This is a genomic window from Pseudomonas sp. UBA3153 (assembly GCF_002364635.1).
GTDB lineage: Bacteria > Pseudomonadota > Gammaproteobacteria > Pseudomonadales > Pseudomonadaceae > Pseudomonas_O > Pseudomonas_O kuykendallii.
Window position 1 is genome coordinate 1 of record NZ_DEYR01000098.1, and the last position, 18086, is coordinate 18086.

12 protein-coding genes are annotated in these 18086 nt (G+C 67.6%); 5 read left to right on the plus strand and 7 right to left on the minus strand.

Features of this window, described 5'->3' with window-relative positions; genetic code table 11:
• The coding region (locus B2X67_RS20150) for an alpha-2-macroglobulin family protein (RefSeq protein ID WP_286786588.1) at positions 1 to 4794 on the plus strand (4794 nt) is incomplete at its 5' end.
• Positions 4795 to 4857: 63 nt separating this feature from the next.
• Here B2X67_RS20150 and B2X67_RS20155 read toward each other — a convergent pair.
• From B2X67_RS20155 to B2X67_RS20175, 5 genes are all read right to left on the minus strand, one after another.
• The gene (locus tag B2X67_RS20155) at positions 4858 to 6924 is read right to left on the minus strand and encodes an EAL domain-containing response regulator (protein ID WP_286786589.1); all 2067 of its coding nucleotides are present in this window, start codon (positions 6922 to 6924) and stop codon (positions 4858 to 4860) included.
• 63 nt (positions 6925 to 6987) lie between these two features.
• On the minus strand, positions 6988 to 8799 hold the full coding sequence (locus B2X67_RS20160; RefSeq protein WP_282338690.1) for a molecular chaperone: 1812 nt from the start codon (positions 8797 to 8799) through the stop codon (positions 6988 to 6990).
• A gap of 147 nt (positions 8800 to 8946) precedes the next feature.
• Entirely contained in the window at positions 8947 to 9852 is a 906-nt protein-coding gene (asd, locus tag B2X67_RS20165) for an archaetidylserine decarboxylase (RefSeq protein ID WP_282338691.1), read from the minus strand.
• An 11-nt stretch (positions 9853 to 9863) separates the two neighbouring features.
• On the minus strand, positions 9864 to 10679 hold the full coding sequence (gene rhdA / locus B2X67_RS20170; RefSeq protein WP_282338692.1) for a thiosulfate sulfurtransferase: 816 nt from the start codon (positions 10677 to 10679) through the stop codon (positions 9864 to 9866).
• A gap of 45 nt (positions 10680 to 10724) precedes the next feature.
• Complete coding sequence (locus B2X67_RS20175; protein WP_286786590.1) at positions 10725 to 12251, minus strand: HDOD domain-containing protein; 1527 nt, start codon at positions 12249 to 12251, stop codon at positions 10725 to 10727.
• A 115-nt stretch (positions 12252 to 12366) separates the two neighbouring features.
• On the opposite strand from B2X67_RS20175, the gene motA reads away from it, so the two are divergent.
• Both motA and motB read left to right on the plus strand, forming a co-directional pair.
• Positions 12367 to 13218 carry a flagellar motor stator protein MotA gene (gene motA / locus B2X67_RS20180; protein WP_286786591.1) on the plus strand — a complete coding sequence of 284 codons (852 nt, stop codon included), beginning with the start codon at positions 12367 to 12369 and terminating at the stop codon, positions 13216 to 13218.
• 10 nt (positions 13219 to 13228) lie between these two features.
• Positions 13229 to 14359: a flagellar motor protein MotB gene (motB, locus tag B2X67_RS20185; protein ID WP_286786592.1), complete on the plus strand. Its 1131-nt coding sequence runs from the start codon at positions 13229 to 13231 to the stop codon at positions 14357 to 14359.
• 37 nt (positions 14360 to 14396) lie between these two features.
• On the opposite strand, the gene rsgA is transcribed toward motB, so the two are convergent.
• Entirely contained in the window at positions 14397 to 15428 is a 1032-nt protein-coding gene (gene rsgA, locus B2X67_RS20190; RefSeq protein ID WP_286786593.1) for a small ribosomal subunit biogenesis GTPase RsgA, read from the minus strand.
• A gap of 126 nt (positions 15429 to 15554) precedes the next feature.
• On the opposite strand from rsgA, the gene B2X67_RS20195 reads away from it, so the two are divergent.
• Positions 15555 to 16343 (plus strand): class I SAM-dependent methyltransferase, encoded by a 789-nt coding sequence (locus B2X67_RS20195; RefSeq protein ID WP_286786594.1) that lies wholly within the window; start codon positions 15555 to 15557, stop codon positions 16341 to 16343.
• 56 nt (positions 16344 to 16399) lie between these two features.
• Complete coding sequence (gene orn / locus B2X67_RS20200; protein ID WP_282338699.1) at positions 16400 to 16942, plus strand: oligoribonuclease; 543 nt, start codon at positions 16400 to 16402, stop codon at positions 16940 to 16942.
• Between the two features lie 199 nt (positions 16943 to 17141).
• Here the strand turns inward: orn and queG are convergent.
• On the minus strand, positions 17142 to 18086 hold a 945-nt coding region (gene queG / locus B2X67_RS20205; RefSeq protein WP_286786595.1), incomplete at its 5' end, for a tRNA epoxyqueuosine(34) reductase QueG.

The following is an 18086-nucleotide window of genomic DNA, read 5'->3' on the forward strand; positions in this document are numbered from 1 at the left end:
CAGCAGCCCGCCGCCGCGCCGCAGGATCGTGCGGCCCTGGCGCAGCGCTATGCCGGGCGCGAGCTGAGTGTCGCCGATGTCTCGGAAATCCAGGTCGAGGGCGCTTCCGCACTGTCGGTGAGCTTCAGCGTGCCGCTGGACCCCGATCAGGCCTTCGCCGACAAACTGCATCTGGTCGACAGCAAGGACGGCAAGGTCGACGGCGCCTGGGAGCTGTCGGACAACCTCATGGAGCTGCGTCTGCGCCACCTCGAGCCGCAGCGCAAGCTGGTGCTGACGGTGGATGCCGGCCTGCGCGGGCTGGGCGGCTCCAGCCTCGCCGCCGAGTACGTCGCGCGCCTGGAAACCCGTGACCTGCAGCCCAGCGTCGGCTTCGCCAGCGCCGGTTCGCTGCTGCCGACGCGGCTGGTGGAGGGCCTGCCGGTGATTGCGCTGAACGTCGACAAGGTCAACGTCGAGTTCTTCCGCATCAAGCCGGACAGCCTGCCGGCGTTCCTCGAACGCTGGGGCCGCCGTTCCGCGCTGGGCAGTTGGGAGGCCAGCGAACTGCTGCCGATGGCCGACCTGGTCTACGGCGGGCGCTTCGATCTGAATCCGGCGCGCAACACCCGCGAGAACCTGCTGCTGCCGATCGCCGGGCTCGAGCCGTTCAAGCAGCCCGGCGTCTACCTGGCGGTGATGCGCCAGGCCGGCGAGTACAGCTACACGCAGCCGGCCACGCTGTTCACCCTGAGCGACATCGGCCTCTCCGCGCACCGCTACGCCAACCGTCTGGACGTGTTCACCCAGGCGCTGGACGGCGGCAAGGCGCTGGACGGCATCACCCTGGAACTGCTCGACGACAAGGGCAAGCTGCTGGCCAGCGGCAAGACCGCGAAAGGCGGCCACGCCGAGCTGCCGCTCGCGGACAAGGCGCAGGTGCTGATCGCCCGCGACGGCGCGCAGACCAGCCTGCTGCGCCTCGGCGCCCCGGCGCTGGACCTGGCCGAGTTCGACATCGCCGGCCCCGCCGCGCACCCGCTGCAATTCTTCGTCTTCGGCCCGCGCGACCTCTACCGCCCCGGCGAGACGGTCCTGCTCAACGCCTTGCTGCGCGACGCCGATGGCAAGCCGGTGGCGGCGCAACCGGTGAACGTCGAGGTACGCAAGCCGGATCAGCAACTCAGCCGCAAGTTCGTCTGGGCGCCGGGCGAGAGCGGTTTCTACCAGTACCCGCTGGCGCTGGCCGCCGATGCACCGACCGGGCGCTGGCAGTTGCTGCTCGACCTGGGCGACGGCAAGCCGCAGCTCTATGAATTTCTCGTCGAGGATTTCCTCCCCGAACGCCTGGCGCTGCACCTGCAAGGCAGCGACACGCCGCTGGCGCCGGGCGATACGGCGCAGTTCGAGGTCGAGGGTCGCTACCTTTACGGCGCACCGGCGTCCGGCAACAAGCTGGGCGGGCAACTTTATGTCCGGCCGCTGCGCGAAGCCGTGCCGGCGTTGCCCGGCTACCAGTTCGGCTCGGTCACCGAGGAAGAACTGAGCCAGGACCTGGACCTCGACGAAACCGCCCTGGATGCCGAGGGCAAGGCGACGCTGAGCCTCGACAGCCGCTGGGCCGAGGCGCGCTCGCCGTTGCAGCTGACGTTGCAGGCCAGCCTGCAGGAGTCCGGTGGGCGGCCGATCACCCGTCGCCTGGAGCAGCCGGTGTGGCCGGCCGAGCGCCTGCCGGGGCTGCGCGGGCTGTTCGACGGCGAGGAAGTGGACAGCGACAGCCAGGCCGAATTCGAGGTGCTGGTGGCCGACCCGAGCGGGCACAAGCTGGCCGCCGACGACCTCAAGGTGCGCCTGGTGCGCGAGCGCCGCGACTACTACTGGAACTTCTCCGCCGACGACGGCTGGAGTTATCACTACAACGAGAAGTACCTGAACCTCGCCGAGGAGAGCGTTTCGGTGGCCGCCGACGGCACCGCGAAAATCGCCTTCCCGGTGGAGTGGGGCCCGTATCGCGTCGAGGTTGAAGACCCGCAGACCGGGATGGTCAGCAGCCTGCGCTTCTGGGCCGGCTACCGCTGGCAGGACAACGCCGAGGGCGGCGCGGTACGCCCGGACCAGGTCAAGCTGGCGCTGGACAAGCCGGCCTATGCCGAAGGCGACACGGCGAAGGTCAGCGTGACGCCGCCGGCCGCCGGCAGCGGTTACCTGCTGGTGGAGTCCGCCGACGGCCCGCTTTGGTGGCAGGAAATCCAGGTGCCGGCCGAAGGCAAGACCTTCGAGGTGCCGATCGCCAAAGAGTGGGCGCGGCATGACCTGTACGTCAGCGCGCTGGTGATTCGCCCGGGCGAGCGGAAGAGCAACGCCACGCCGAAACGCGCCGTCGGCCTGCTGCACCTGCCGCTGGAGCGCGCCCCGCGCAAACTGGCGCTGAGCCTGACGGCGCCGGACAAGATGCGCCCCAACCAGCCGCTGAAGGTCCGCGTGCAGGCGCACGACGCCGACGGCAGCGCGCCGCGGCAGGTGCGCGTGCTGCTCGCCGCGGTTGACGTCGGCATCCTCAACATCACCGATTATCAGACCCCCGATCCCTTCGTCGCGATGTTCGGTCGCAAGGCCTACGGTGCCGACCAGCTGGACGTCTACGGGCAACTGATCGAGGGCGGCGGACGCCTGGCCAGCCTGGCTTTCGGTGGTGACGCCGCAGCCTTGAGCAAGGGTGGCAAGCCGCCGCAGACCAGCGTCAACATCGTCGCCCTGCAGAGCCAGCCGGTGACCCTGGATGACCAGGGCGAGGGCGAGATCAGCCTCGATATTCCCGATTTCAACGGCGAGCTGCGGCTGATGGCGCAGGCCTGGACCGACGAGCGCTTCGGCATGGCCGAGGCGAAGACGGTGGTCGCCGCGCCGCTGGTGGCCGAGCTGTCGGCGCCGCGCTTCCTTGCCGGCGGCGACGAAACCCGCCTGGCGCTGGACCTCAGCAACCTCTCGGGCAAGGTGCAGACGCTGCAAGTGAAGCTGCGCAGCGAAGGCCAGCTGGCGCTGGAGGGCGGCGAGTCGACGCTGCAGGTGAAACTGGACGAAGGCCAGCGCAGCACGCTGCGCATCCCGGTGCGCGCGCTCGGCGGCTACGGCCAGGGCAGCGTCACGGTCACCGTGGACGGGATCGATCTGCCCGGCGAGAACCTGCCACCGCTGAGCCGAAGCTGGACCCTCGGCGTGCGCCCGGCCTGGCCGGCGCAGACCGTCCGCTTCCAGACGCTGCTCAAGGGCGAAGGCTGGCAACTGCCGGCGGGCACCCTGGCGCAGTTCGATCCGGCCGGGCGCGAGGCGCTGCTCAGCGTGTCGAGCCGGCCGCCGCTCAACCTCGCCGAGCAGATCCGCGAGCTGCACGCCTATCCCTACGGCTGCCTGGAGCAGACCACCAGCGGCCTGTATCCCTCGCTGTATGCCGACGCCGGCACGCTGTCGCGCCTGGGGATCGTCGGCGAGCCGGACGCGGTGCGTCGCCGCGCCATCGAACTGGGCATCGAACGCCTGCTCGGCATGCAGCGACACAACGGCAGCTTCGGCCTGTGGGGCGCGGACAGCGAGGAGGAGTACTGGCTGACCGCCTACGTCACCGACTTCCTCCTGCGCGCCCGCGACCAGGGCTTCGGCGTGCCGCCGGATGCGCTGACCAGGGCCACCCAGCGGCTGCTGCGCTACCTGCAGGAGCGCACGCTTATCGAGACCGGCTACAGCGACAACCTGGACGCCAGCCGTTTCGCCGTTCAGGCCTACGCCGGCTACGTTCTCGCACGCAGCCAGCAGGCGCCGCTGGGCGCCCTGCGCGCACTGTTCGACCGACGTGACGAGGCGCGCTCCGGACTGCCGCTGGTGCAACTGTCCATCGCCCTCAGGCAGATGGGCGATGCGCCGCGCGCCGAGCAGGCGCTGCAGGCCGGGCTGAGCATCGGTCGCGACCGCGACGCCTGGCTCTCCGACTACGGCAGCCCGCTGCGCGACCAGGCGCTGATCTATGCGCTGCTGGAGGAGCAGGACCTGGTTCCGGCGCAGCGCGACGAGCGCCTGTTCGCCGTGGCCGAGGAGCTGCGCGCCACGCGCTGGCTGTCGACCCAGGAGCGCAACGCGCTGTTCTTGGCTGGCCGGGGCGTGCTCGGCAAGCCGGAGCCGGACTGGAGCGCGCAGTTGCAGGTGGCCGACCAGAGCCACGCGCTCAGTGCCGCGCAGCCGGGGTTGAAACTGGACGGCGAGGCACTGGCCGAGCCGCTGAGCCTGACCGGCACCGACGGCGTCACGCTGTATCAGCAGTTGAGCGTCTCGGGCTATCCGGCCAGCGAGCCGACGCCGAGCAGCGAGAACCTCAGCATCGAGCGCGATTTCTACGACACCCGTGGCCGGGCGCTGGACCTGGCCGACCTGCGCAGCGGCGATCTGGTGCTGGTGCACCTCTCGATCCGTGCCAAGGAGCGGGTACCCGACGCGCTGGTGGTCGACCTGCTGCCGGCCGGCCTGGAGCTGGAAAACCAGAACCTGGCGCAAAGCTCGGCCAGCCTGGAAGACGCGGGCGGGGCGTTGAAGGAATGGCAGCAGGACATGCAGAACGGCACGATCCGTCACCAGGAATTCCGCGACGACCGCTACGTCGCGGCGCTGGACGTGAACAGCTACGGGCCGACGCACCTGCTCTACCTGGCCCGCGCGGTCACCCCCGGCACCTATCGCGTGCCGCCGCCGCAGGTCGAATCGATGTACCGCCCGAGTTGGCGTGCGCAGGGGGCGACGCCGTCGAGCCTGGTGGTGAAGGAACGCTGATCGGAAGGCCTCGGGCCAGCCCGCGCTGGCCCGAGGCGTGGTGCGATCCCGCGGGGCGCCGGCTTACTCGTCCGCCGAGAACTCGTAGTCCATCGACTGGCTCGGGCCCTGCAGGTAGTAGCCCTGGATGTAGTTGACCCCGGCCTGCCATAGCGTCGCCAGCACGCTGGCGGTTTCGACGAAGGGCACGATGGTCAGCTTGGCCTGGGAGTGCAGGTTGGCGAGCAGGGTCTTCAGCGCTTCCTGGTTTTCCGCCTTGCTCAGGTCCTGGGCGTAGGAGCCGTCCACCTTCACGAAATCGACGTTCAGGTGCTTAAGCGTGTTGAACGGGTTCACCGCGCAGCCGAACTGGCTCAGCGCGACCCGGCAATGCAGTTCGGCGAGCCCCTGGGTGAGCGCCTTGGCCTGCTTGAGGTAGTTGATCGCATCCGGCTCGGCGATCTGGAACACCAGGGTGTCGGCCGGCAGGCGCGCGGCCTGCAGCGCCACGCTGAGCCAGGGCAGCAGCGTCTGGTCCTGCAGGCTGGCGAGGGACAGGTGCACGAACAGCCGCGTGCTGTGGCCCTTGCTGCGGTGCTCGGCGAGCAGCTTGATCGAATGCAGGAACACCCAGCGATCGACCTTCTCGGCCAACCCGGCTTCCCGTGCGGCGTTGAGGAACTCCGAGGGCGGGATTTCCTCGCCCTGCGGATTGAGCAGGCGCAACAGCACCTCGTAGTGCTCGTGATTGTCCCCGCGCAGGCTGATGATCGGCTGGAACAGCAGACGGAAACTGTTGTTTTCCAGCGCCTGCCTGAGCATGGCGACGATGTTGCCGCGGTTCGCCGCCGCCGCCAGTTCCTGCGCCGGGTTGTACAGCGCGACGGCGTTGCCGGCGCTCAGCTCGTCGGCGCAGCGGTGCGCGCGATCGATGACTTCCTGGGCTTTCGGGGTCTTCTCGTTGAGGCCGGCGACGCCGATCGACAGGGTGATCTGCACCGTGCGGCCGTTGACTTCGAACAGGTGGCCCTCGACCTTCCTGAGCAGGTCGGCGAGCAGCGGTTGGGCCTGCTCCGGGGTGACGCCCGGCTGCAGCACGCTGAACACGTCGTCGCCGAAGCGCGCCAGTTGCGCATCTGCCGGGAAATGCCCGCGCAGCAGGTTGGCGACGTCGGCGAAGAGCATGTCGAGCTCGGCGATGCCCAGGTCGGCGAGCTGCGCGGCGTACTGGTCGATCTTCAGGTAGCCCAGGCTGGTCGGCTGGCCGACGGTGACCGCGCGCTCGGCGGCGCTGTCCATCAGCTCGAGGAAATAGGTGCGGTTGTACAGGCCGGTCACCAGGTCCTGGCTGCTGATCTCGCGCAGTCGCTCTTCCAGTTCGGCGTTGCCGGTCTCGGTGCGGATCACCACCTGGATGCAGGGTTCGCCGTCATAGGTGGCGGGCGACAGCTCCATGCGCGCCTTGAACTGCAGGCCGTCGGTCTTCACGCCCTGGCAGGTCAGGTGATCCTGGGTCTCGGCGCTGTGATAGTTCTTCAGGAAGTCCTTGAAGCTGGTCTGATCGCAGCCGGCGATCAGGTCGATCATCGGCATGCCTTCGAGGTCTTCGGCATCCTCGTAGCCGAACAGCTGCAAATAGCTGCGGTTGGCGTAGATGTGCATGCCTTCGTGGACGTAGGCGATGGCATCGACCGAGCTTTCCAGCAGCAGCTGGCAGCGCTTCTCGATCTCGCGCAGGGATATCTCGGCGCGGCGGCGCGCGCGGCGTTCCTCGAGGTTGGCCAGTTCGCGGTTGGCGATCAGGATCAGGCGCTCGTCCTGGCCCTGGGGCAGCGCGTCCTGCGCGCCGAGCGCGAGGGCCTCGGTGATGTCGTCGAGGTCATTGCCCTCGAGCAACTGGATGACCGGGATGTCCTTGGCCTGGCGGCGGATCGCGCCGAGGGCTTCGTTGGGGTCGAGGTTTTCGCTGTTCGGGGCGCTGATCAGCAGGTCCCAGCTCTGTTGCAGCGCCTCGGCGAGATCGTCGCTGGAGGTGAGCCGATGCACCCGCGTCGCCCGGCCGGAATTGCGGAACAGGCTGACCAGTCGCTCGGCTTCGTTCTGCGAGTCTTCGAGGATCAACAGGCGGATGGTTTTCTTTTCGGTAGCCATGAGCTGTTCTTAGAACCGTGCCGCAAGGGCGCGAGATGGCGACGAAGGTGCAGGCACGGGCATTTACAGCGACTTCCAGAGCGAGTCGAAATCTTCCTCGGCCGGCCTGGTCTGGCCTTCGCCGGGTATTGTCGGCTTGTTCTGGTCTTCGCCGGGCTGCTCGACGCTGCGGTATTCGAACTGGCTGAAACTGCCGGTGCTGGTCTGGCGCAGACCCAGCACCGCCTTGTGTTCCTTGCCATTCAGATTGATCTGGACCTTGCTGCCTTCCTGGAACGGCAGACGCGGGGTGATCAGGGTCGCGGGGCGGGAAATCGCGCTGATTTCCGGCAGCAGCAGGGCGCGCAGATAGTGGCTGCTCTGCTCGGCGGCCTTGCGCACCAGTTGCAGCCCGCAGGTCTGGGCGTGTGGCGCGACCAGTTCGATGCCCATCTGCGTGCCGCCCCCGCGAACCTGGCGAATCCAGCGCACCACGCCCACGCTCCAGCCCTGCTCCGGGGAATCTTGCACGCCCAGCAGCTCGCCGGCCTGCAATTGCTGCGGGACCTCCTTGGGCCACGCCAGGCAATACCCACCTGGGCTGTGGTTGACGATCTGCAGGGCAAAGGTCGGGAAGCTCTCGTCGGCGGTGGTGTTGTTGTGCGAACCCTCTTCTCCATGCACTGGCTGGTACTGGATTTCCTCGAACGGCATGCCGTTTTCCCAGTCCTGCATCGGCTGCGCATCGAAGGCGTTGGACCACACGTCCGGGCCGCCGGTGGTCGGCTTGAAGGTGGCGAGGGTCACGGATTTCGGGCTTTTCAGGACTTCGGCGAAGGCACGCTTTCCCGAGAGGAAGTAGTGCACGGCGCTCATCCCGAGGCAGAGCGTCAGTGCGCCCTGGCCCGGAATGCGCTGGAAGGTGCGCTCGGAAATGTCGCCCCAGGCCGAGCCCAGGTGTTGCAGCAGGTCGGTGCTGACGCCGTCGGGCACCAGCAGGGTCGACTGGTTGCGCTTCTCCGGGGGCAGGGCCAGGTAATCCTTGATGGCGTCCACCAGTGGCGTCGGGTCGATCCCCAGCAGGCGCTGCTGTTCCTGGGCGCTGAACAGCGTCTTGTAGCGGGGCGGCCCATCCAGCTGCGGCGCCACCGCGAACAGGCTGCTCGGCAGGTCGGCGGGCTGCAGCTTGACCAGTTGACTCCAGGGTTCGAGCACTTCGGCCAGGCGCGCGATGCCGCTCTGACGCATCTGGTTGGCGCGGGCACAGCCGATCAGCAACCCGACGAGGTACGACTGCTCGACGCTCAGGGTCTGCGTGTGGCGAGCCAGGGGGTCGCGTACGGTGGTTTTCTGCAGATTATGGTCGCGGGCGATCTGGTAGATCTGGTGCAGCTCCAGCCAGAGGCCTTCCGGCACCGGGCAATACAGCTGGCTGGCGCGGATCAACGGGCCGCAGAGCGCGTGGATAGCGCGTTGCAGGCAGGCGGCGAGCAGTTGCGAACGGTCCTTCGAGTAGCGCGGCACGACGCGCGCGATGATCAGCTTGTAGCCGATCGCCAGATGGTTCTGCAGCGCCTGGCAGAGGTTGGCGACCTTGCGCGGCCGCTCGTCGAGGACGATCGCCTGATTGAGGAAGTGGCGTTCCAAGTGTTGGCAAACGAAGTAGATCTCCGGACGCAGCAGCTCGAGCAGCTGCAGGCGGTTTTCCACCGGAGTGACCAACTGATTGAGCTCGACCAGGCACTGATAGAGCTGTCGCGCGGTTTCACCGATGTTAGCTTTCGGCAGCCCGGCGATCCAGCGCTTGAGGTCCTTGGGGGAAGCGTCGCAAAAGGTCAGGCTTTGCTGACTGGGCGTCGGAACACGTAATAACAGGTGGGGACTCTGTTTATCCATGTAAAACCAATACTCCGACGCTGCGCGGGTAAAAATTAGTGAATTTCCAGAACTTTAGCAGCATCCCGAGGCGTCCGCAGCCATTCTGGCATCACTGCGGCGCCTGCGCCGGTGCTTTCGCCCCGGCGCATTGATTCGCGGCACCTTTCACAGGGGCGGCAGCGGGTCGCCGGGGGCGGCGTCCAGCGCCGGAGCGGTTTTCGCCTGCGCCAGCGACTGGCCCATGCATACCGGCGTCAGCGCGGCGAGCTGTTCCGCCCAGCTCACCTGTTCCGGCCCGAACAGCAGGATCACGGTCGAGCCCAGCTTGAAGCGGCCCATCTCGGCGCCTTTCTCCAGATGGATCGGCGCACGCGCGGCCTCGTCGTAGCGCCAGCTGCGCAGGGTCCGCTTCGGCGGCGTGACCAGCCCGGCCCAGACGGTTTCGATGCTCGCGACGATCATCGCGCCGACCAGCACCATCGCCATTGGCCCCCGCTCGGTATCGAACAGGCAGACCACCCGCTCGTTGCGGGCGAAGAGTTCCGGCACGTTCTGCGCGGTGACGGTGTTCACCGAGAAGATCCTGCCCGGAACGTGGACCATCTCGCGCAGGGTGCCGGCCAGCGGCATGTGGATGCGGTGGTAGTCCTTGGGCGACAGGTAGATGGTGGCGAACTCGCCGCCCATGAAGGGCGCCGCACGCTCGGCGTCGCCGCCGAGCAGTTCGAGCACGCTGTAGTTGTGGCCCTTGGCCTGGAAGATGCGTCCGCTCTCGATCGGACCGAGCTGGCTGATCGCCCCGTCGACCGGGCAGATGACCGCGTTCGGCGTCGGGTCGAGCGGGCGCGCGCCGTCTTTCAGGGCACGGGTGAAGAAGGCGTTGAAGTTCTCGTAGGCGGTGGGGTCTTCGACCCGCGCCTGGCTCATGTCAACCTGGAAGTGACGCACGAACCCATTGATGAAGGCGTTCTTCAGCCAGCCGACCCGGCACTCGGCCAGGCAGCCGGCGAGCCGTGAGAGCAGGTGGTGCGGGGTGATGTACTGGATGAAGATGAACAGGCGATCTTTCATGAAGGTGTCCTTTAGCGCTCGACGGGGGTGTCGGGGTGGTTGCCCCATTCCGACCAGGAGCCGGCGTAACCCTTGACCCGCGGGTAGCCCAGCGCCTTGGCCACCAGGTAGGTGAAGCCGGAGCGATGGTGGGTCTGGCAGTGGGTGATGATTTCCTTGTCGGGGGTGATCCCCAACGCGGCGATGCGCTCGCCGATGTCCTCGCGGATGCGCAGCGCGCGCGCCGGGTCCATGCCCGCGGTCCATTCGAAGTTGATTGCGCCAGGCACGTGCCCGCCCTTGGCCGCGAGGACTTTCTCGCCGCTGTACTCCAGCGGGCCGCGGGCATCCCAGACGGCCAGGTCGTCGGCGCCGAGGCGGCTCTGCAGGTAGTCGCGGGTGGCGGTGGGCTCGTCGTGCAGGGTCAACGGCAGCGGGCCGCCGACCGCAGTCGGCACCTCGGTGCTCAGCGGCAGGCCTTCGCCCAGCCAGGCCGGCAATCCGCCGTTGAGGTAGTGGTAATGCCGGTGTCCGATCACGTCGAGCAGCCAGATGAAGCGGCCGGCCCAGCCGCCGCCCTCGTCGTCGTAGACCACGTAGACGGCGGCCTCGCGGTGCCCGAGTTCGCCGAACAGGCGCTCGAGATCGGCCTGCGGCGGCACCAGGCCGGGCAGCGAAGATTGGCCCGACTGGGTGCGCTTGGGGTCGACGAAGCGGGCGCCGGGCAAGTGCCCTTCGGCATAGCGCGCGGCGCTGGTCAGATCGACCAGGATCAACTCGGGGGCTGGCAGGCGGCTGGCCAGATCGCTGGGCTCTATCACCAGGGGCAGGGTGGAGAACGTGGACATTGCGGACCCTTCGGAAAAGGAAGAGGGCCGATTGTAGCGGAAAGCTCAGTGCCCGCGCCGGGCGAAGCTGGCCAGCGCGCGCTCGATGCATTGCACGGTTTTGCCGAACGCCTGCAGGGTGACGTCGGCGAACGGCAACCCGTCCTGATCGAGCGCCAGCAGCAGCGCGACCTTGCCGTTGTAGGCAATCGAGCGCAGCAGCAGATGCTCGCCGGAGAACAGGGTTTTCAGGCCGCCCGGGATCAGCGCCGCATACTGGGCGCTGTTCTGCGGATTCAGGCGCAGTTGCCCGGGTGCGCTCACCAGGCGCTGCAGCACCTGGCTGTTCGCCGGCGCGAGGTTCAGCTGCGCGGCGTCCCTGTGCAGGCCGAAGGTCTGCTGGACCGTCAGGCGCTGGTGGCTGCGATCGACGAGCAGCAGCAGCCCGCGGCGCATGCCGCAGGCTTTCAGGGCGGCGCCGGCGGTGGCCAGCAGTTGTTGCAGGTTGGCGAAGCCGCTTGGCTCGGCGAGCAGGTAGCCACATTGCCTGCGCCACTCGGCGAGTTGCTCGGCCTTGGGTGCTGCGGCCTGCGCCGGCGCCTGCTGCAGACGGCGTGCCTGCCAGGGCCAGATCAGCGCCCGCGCCGGGTGCCAGAGATCGGCATCGCAGCGGTGCAGGCGTGCGCTGGCCGCGGCCTGCTGGTGAATCGCCTGCTGCAGCTCATCCAGCGGAATCTGCAGGTAGAGGCCGGCCCAGCGCTGCCAGCGCAGGCTGTGCGGGCTGTCCCAGGCATCGTGGGCGGACAGCGCCAGGCCGTTGGCCAGCAGCACCGTGTTGGACGGCTGGGTCAGCCAGCGGCGCAACGGCGGATCGGCGTCGAGCAACTGTTGCTGGTGCAGCGGATGGGTGTTGTCCCTGGCGATATGCAACGCCCTGACCAGCAGTCGGCGGTCATTGCCCAGCAGGCGATAGCCCTGGACGATCCACGCCGGCAGCCGCCAGTGTTCGGCCAGCGCCTGGCACAGGCGCACCGCGGGTACGCCGAGCAGGTCGCGCTCGACCTTGCTCGCCGGTTCGTGCTGGCCGAGCACACGCCGCTCCCAGGTGGCGAAGAGTGTCGGGTGCGCCACCAGCAGCGGCCACAGCGGCGAGAGGAACAACAGGCTGCCCCAATGGATTTCCTGCCAAAGCCGAGCCAGGCGCGCGCCGAACAACCCGCTGGCTTGCTGGCTGGCATGCTGGCCGATGAGTTGCATCTGGCGCAGCGACTGGGGAATCTGCCGTTCGTCGACGGCCGGCAGGCGCTGCAGCAGCTCTTCGGCACGCTTGAGGCCCAGTCGGGTGAGGGCCTGCTCGAGGCTTTCCGCCGGCTCGCCCAACGCCCCGGTCCGACGATTCGCTTCGCGCAGCACCGCAAGTGCCAAGGCTGGGCTATCTTCAATCAGGTCGGCGATCTCACGCAGTGATCGCTGGCTGTCGGACAGTGCCAGACTCACCTGGCGATGATGGCCCGCCGGTATCGGCAGGCGAATGTCATCGAGTTGTTTGAGCCAACCTTCTAGCGTGCGGGGTACGGGCAATTCGGTCGGCATGGCGGGGTCGGCTGGCTTTTAACCGGGAGGGCCTATAGTCTGGCGCAAATTTTCCGACAAATAGAAGGGCTGTTTTTGGCAGCTCCCCTTTCTATTCCTCTCAAGCGTCCTTTTTATGGCAAAAATCATCGGCATCATCGTCGTATTCGCCAGCGTGCTCGGCGGATACGTGCTTTCCCACGGCAAGATCGGCGCGCTCATCCAGCCATTCGAAGTCATGATCATCGGCGGCGCGGCGCTGGGGGCCTTCCTCCAGGCCAACCCCGGCAGCACCTTCATGCATGTGTTCAAGAAGTCGCTGAAGATGTTCGGCTCGCGCTTCACCCACGCCTACTACCTGGAAATCCTCAAGCTGCTCTACGAGATCCTCAACAAGAGTCGCCGCGAGGGGATGATGGCCATCGAGGCCGATGTCGAGGACCCCGCCGCCAGCCCGATCTTCAGCAAGTACCCCGGCATCCTCAAGGACGCCGGAATGACCGCCTATATCTGCGATTACCTGCGCATCATGTCGTCCGGCAACATGGCGCCGCACGAGCTGGAGGGGCTCTTCGACATGGAGCTCGCCAGCATCAAGGAGGAACTGGAGCATCCGGCCCACGCGGTCAACCGTGTCGCGGACGGCCTGCCGGGTTTCGGTATCGTCGCCGCGGTGCTGGGCATCGTGGTCACCATGGCGCTGCTCGGCGAAGTGGCTCAGGCCGAGCTCGGTACCCACGTCGGCGCGGCGCTGGTCGGCACCTTCCTCGGTATTCTCGCGGCCTACGGCTTCTTCGGCCCGCTCTCGGTCTCGCTGGAACACGATGCCAAGGAAGAGCTGAACGTGTACGAGGCGATCAAGGCAACGCTGGTTTCCTCGGCATCCGGCATGCCGCCGACCCTTGCCGTGGAGTTCGGGCGCAAGGTGCTGTTCCCTGCGCACCGGCCGAGTTTCACCGAGCTCGAACAGGCGATGCGCGGCAGCTGAGGCCTGAACCATGGAAAACAACCAGCCGATCATCGTAAAGCGGGTCAAGAAGATCGCCGGCGGGCACCACGGCGGTGCCTGGAAGATCGCCTTTGCCGACTTCGCGACCGCCATGATGGCGTTCTTCCTGGTGCTCTGGCTGATGTCCTCGGCCACCCCCGAGCAGAAGAAGGCCATCGCCGGCTACTTCCAGGACCCGATCGGCTTCACCGAAAGCGCCAGCCCTTACGTGATCGACCTCGGCGGTACGCCGACGCCGGCGCCGGATCGCACCCTAAACCCGGAAATCCAGGCCCAGCCCGACGGCGACGAGACCCGCATCAGCCCGGACAGCGAAGACCTCAAGCTGCAGGGTGAGCAGACCAAGGACCCGAGCAAGCCCGATCCGGAGACGATCGAGGCGCAGAAGGCGGAAAAACTCGCCGAGCAGGTGGAAAACGAGCGCCTCGAACTGCTGCTGCAGGAACTGCAGAACAAGGTCGACGAAAGCCCCGAGCTGAAGCGCTTCAAGGACCAAATCCTGTTCGAGATCACCCCCAACGGCCTGCGCATCCAGATCCAGGACGCCGCCAACCGGCCGATGTTCGCCTTGGGCAGCGCTCAGTTGCAGCCGTATTTCGAGGACATCCTGCTGAGCATGTCCGACACCATCAAGGCGGTGCCGAACAAGATCAGCATCAGCGGGCATACCGACGCCACGCCCTTCGTCGGTGGCGCGGGCGGGATGGGCAACTGGGAGCTTTCCGCCGGGCGTGCGAACGCCGCGCGCCGAGCGCTGGTGACCGGCGGCTATCCGGAGGAGCAGGTGGCTCGCGTAGTCGGCTACGCCTCGTCGGTGCCTTTCGATCGCGACAATCCGCTGAATCCGGTCAACCGCCGGATCGACATCACCGTGCTGACGAAGAAGGCCGAGCGTGCCATCGAAGGCAGCCAGAGCCCCGGCGGCCAGCCGCCAGCGGATGAGCAAAAGCCTGCCGAGCCTGCGGCCGCTCCCACGCCCGAGCCGGGTATGCCGGTTCCCGCCCCCGCGCCGGGCGGAGCGCCCGGTGCTTCGAATGCGCCGCCGTCGCCGGGTGTCGCTACGCGGCAGAACGTCTTCGAGCAGGGTGGATTGCGCGTGGAGCGCCGCGCCGATCGTTAAGCCGCCCGCGCCCCTCGATCGGGGCGCGCCGGTTTTCCTAGAACTCCGCGTCCGGCAGGCTGGCGATGATGTGCCGGTAACTGGCCATCCGCTGTGGCTGGATGCGACCTTCCTCGAGCGCCTTGAGCAGTGCGCAACCGGGTTCGCGGTCGTGCTTGCAGTCGCGGAAGCGGCAGGTGCCGAGCAGGTCGGCGAACTCGATGAAGCCGGCTTCCACATCGTCGCGGCTGACATGGCCGAGGCCGAATTCGCGGATGCCGGGGGAATCGATCAGCTCGCCGCCACCGGGGAAGTGGAACAGCCGGGCGGTCGTGGTGGTGTGCGTGCCCTTGCCGGTGACTTCCGAAAGCCCGCCGACGCGGGTGTCGACGCCCGGCAGCAGGCTGTTCACCAGGGATGACTTGCCGACTCCGGACTGCCCGACGAACACGCTGACGTGGCCGTCCAGCCGCGCCTGCAGCGCCTCCATGCCACCGCCTTCGTGGGCGGAAACCTCCATCAGCGGGTAGCCGAGCTGGCGATACACGGCCAGCAGCGCGTTCAGCCGCGGACCGTTCTGTTCATCCACCAGGTCGGCCTTGTTCAACAGCAGCAACGGCCGGATGCCGGCGTGTTCGGCGGCGATCAGGTAGCGGTCGATCAGGTTGGCGTGGGGCTCGGGCAGCGGGGCGAAGACGATCACGATCAGATCGACGTTGGCCGCCACCGGCTTGAGCTGCCCGCGGCTGTCGGGGCGGCACAGCTCGGAATTGCGCGGTAGCTGGGCGACGATCACGCCATTGCCCTGGTTGCCGGCGCGCCAGACGACGCGGTCGCCAGTGACCAGCGCCGGCAGGTTGGCGCGCAGGTGGCAGCGGAATACCTGGCCGCGGATTTCGCCTTCCTCGGCTTCCACCTCGACCTGCACGCCGAAGTGCGCGATCACCAGGCCGGTCTGCTCCGGCCCCAGGTCGCCGCCCTCGAGTTCGTCGAGCGCGCGCGACTCGCGCTTGGCCGCACGGGCGGCGCGTTCTTCCTGGACTTTCTCGATGCGCCAGCTTTGCCGGCGGTTGAGTTGGCGTTTGGCCATGGTGTGCGGTGACTGCTGGATGGTTCGGCGGGCGAGTCTAGCATGCGGGCACTCGCATCACTGGCGCCGCGCGGCGGCTCCATTACACTGCGCGGCCTGGCGAACGAGACGGAAGCAGGCCCTGGGATGCTGATACGCGAATTGAACGAGCTGGGTCGGCGCGTCCCGCTGCTGCTCGCGCTGCTGCTGCAACTGGTCGCCGCGGCGCTGGTGATGGCGCTGGTGCTGCTGGCGGTCAAGGCGTTGCACTGGCGACCGCCGCTGCTCGGCGCGGCGCTGCTGCAGGGAGCGTTGGCGGCTTCGCTGGGGCGTTGGCTGGGACTCTCGCCGTGGTGGCTGCCGATCAACCTGGCATTCGTTCCGGCGTTGCTCGCGCTGAACGCGGGCGATCTGCCGCGCTGGGTGCCGCTGGCCGGCTTCCTGGTTCTGCTGCTGTTGAACTGGAACAGCCTCGGCGAGCGCGTGCCGCTGTACCTTACCGGTCGTCGCGGCGAGCGCGCGCTGAGCGATCTGCTGCGCGAACTGCCTGCGGATTTCGCCTTCATTGACCTCGGTAGCGGCCTCGGCGGTACCCTCTGCCGGCTGGCGCGCGACTACCCGCAAGCGCGCTTCGTCGGGGTCGAGAGCGCGCCGCTGAGCTTCCTGGTGTCCTGGCTGCGCTGCCTGCCGCAGCGCAACTGCCGGATTCGCTACGGCAGCCTGTGGAAGGCCGAGCTGGGCGACTTCGACCTGGTCTACTGTTTCCTCTCGCCGGCGCCGATGCCGCGGCTGTGGGAGAAGGCGCGCGCGCAGATGCGCCGTGGCGCGCGGCTGGTCAGCAACAGCTTCGAGATTCCGGGCGTGCCGGCCGAGCAGGTCATCCCGCTGGACGACTGGCGCGCCTCGCGTCTGCTGGTGTGGCGACCGAATCGCTGACGGCGCACGACCCCGGCGCTTTGGTTAGACTGGCGGCCTGTGCAGAGGAAACCATCATGCAGAACCCGCAAAACCTGATCTGGATCGACCTGGAAATGACCGGCCTCGAACCGGAGACCGACGTCATCATCGAGATGGCCACCATCGTCACCGACAGCGACCTCAACGTCCTCGCCGAAGGCCCGGTGATCGCCGTGCACCAGAGCGACGAACTCCTCGCCGGCATGGACGAATGGAACACCCGCACCCACGGGCAGAGCGGCCTGACGCAGCGCGTACGCGAAAGCACGATCGGCGTGGCCGAGGCGGAGGCGCAGACCATCGCCTTCCTTGAGCAATGGGTGCCGAAAGGCAAGTCGCCGATCTGCGGCAACAGCATCGGCCAGGACCGGCGCTTCCTCGCGCGCTACATGCGCGACCTGGAGGGGTACTTCCACTACCGCAACCTGGACGTGTCGACCCTGAAGATTCTCGCCGGGCTCTGGGCGCCGCAGCTCAAGGACGGCTTCCAGAAGCAGGGCACGCACCAGGCGCTGGACGACATCCGCGAATCGATCGCCGAACTGCGCTACTACCGCGAGCATTTCCTCAAGGTCTGAAACGTAAAAAGGCCCGCTCGATGCGGGCCTTTTCATGCCTGTGTCCGCGCTTGCAGCACACGGCGTGATCGGCTTTTGCAGGGTGTGCCCTGCGCACCGCGGCAAATCGGCGGTCTTGGTGCGCACGGCATACCCTACGGCGGGGCGGGCAAGCCTGGCATTGCTTCCCGAGCATCGCGCTATCAGGGAACAGGGTTTCTCAAGCCTGGCCGTGGCGCTGCAGGGCCCAGCTGACGTGCTCGCGAACCAGCTCGGATGGATAGTCGCGGCGTGCCTGCAATGCCTCGATCACCGGGATGGTCGTGGGCGCGTTGCCCAGCCCCACCGCCAGGTTGCGCAGCCAGCGCTCGTAGCCGGCGCGGCGCAGCGGCGAGCCTTCGGTGCGGCCGAGGAATTCCTCCTCGCTCCAGCGGAACAGCTCAGCCAGCTCGGCGTTGTCCAGGCCGTGGCGCGGCTGGAAGTCGGCCTGTTCGGTGGGCCGGGCGAAGCGGTTCCACGGGCAGACGATCTGGCAGTCGTCGCAGCCGAACACGCGGTTGCCGATGAGCCCGCGCAGGTCTTCGGGAATTGCGCCCTTCAGCTCGATGGTCAGGTAGGAAATGCAGCGTCTTGAGTCCAGCACGTAGGGGCCGACGAAGGCGCCGGTGGGGCAGATGTCCAGGCAGGCGCTGCAGCGGCCGCAGTGCTCGCTGGCGTGTGGCGCATCGACCGGCAGCGGCAGGTCGACGAACAGCTCTCCGAGGAAGAACCAGCTGCCGGCCTTGCGGTTGAGCACCAGGGTGTTCTTGCCGATCCAGCCCAGCCCGGCCTGTTCGGCGATGGCCTTCTCCAGCACCGGTGCGCTGTCGACGAAGGCGCGATGGCCGAACGGCCCGATCACCGCCTGGATGCGCTCTGCCAATTGTTGCAGGCGTTTGCGGATCAGCTTGTGGTAGTCGCGGCCCAGCGCATAGCGCGAGACATAGGCGCTCTGCGGCTCGGCCAGGCGCTGGCTCATGCGCGTGTCCCCGGGTAGGTAATCCATGCGCAGCGAAACCACCCGCAGCGTGCCCGGCACCAGCTCGTCGGGGCGCGAACGTTTCGTCCCGTGCGCGGCCATATAGTCCATCTCGCCCTGGTAGCCGGCGTCCAGCCAGCGCTGCAG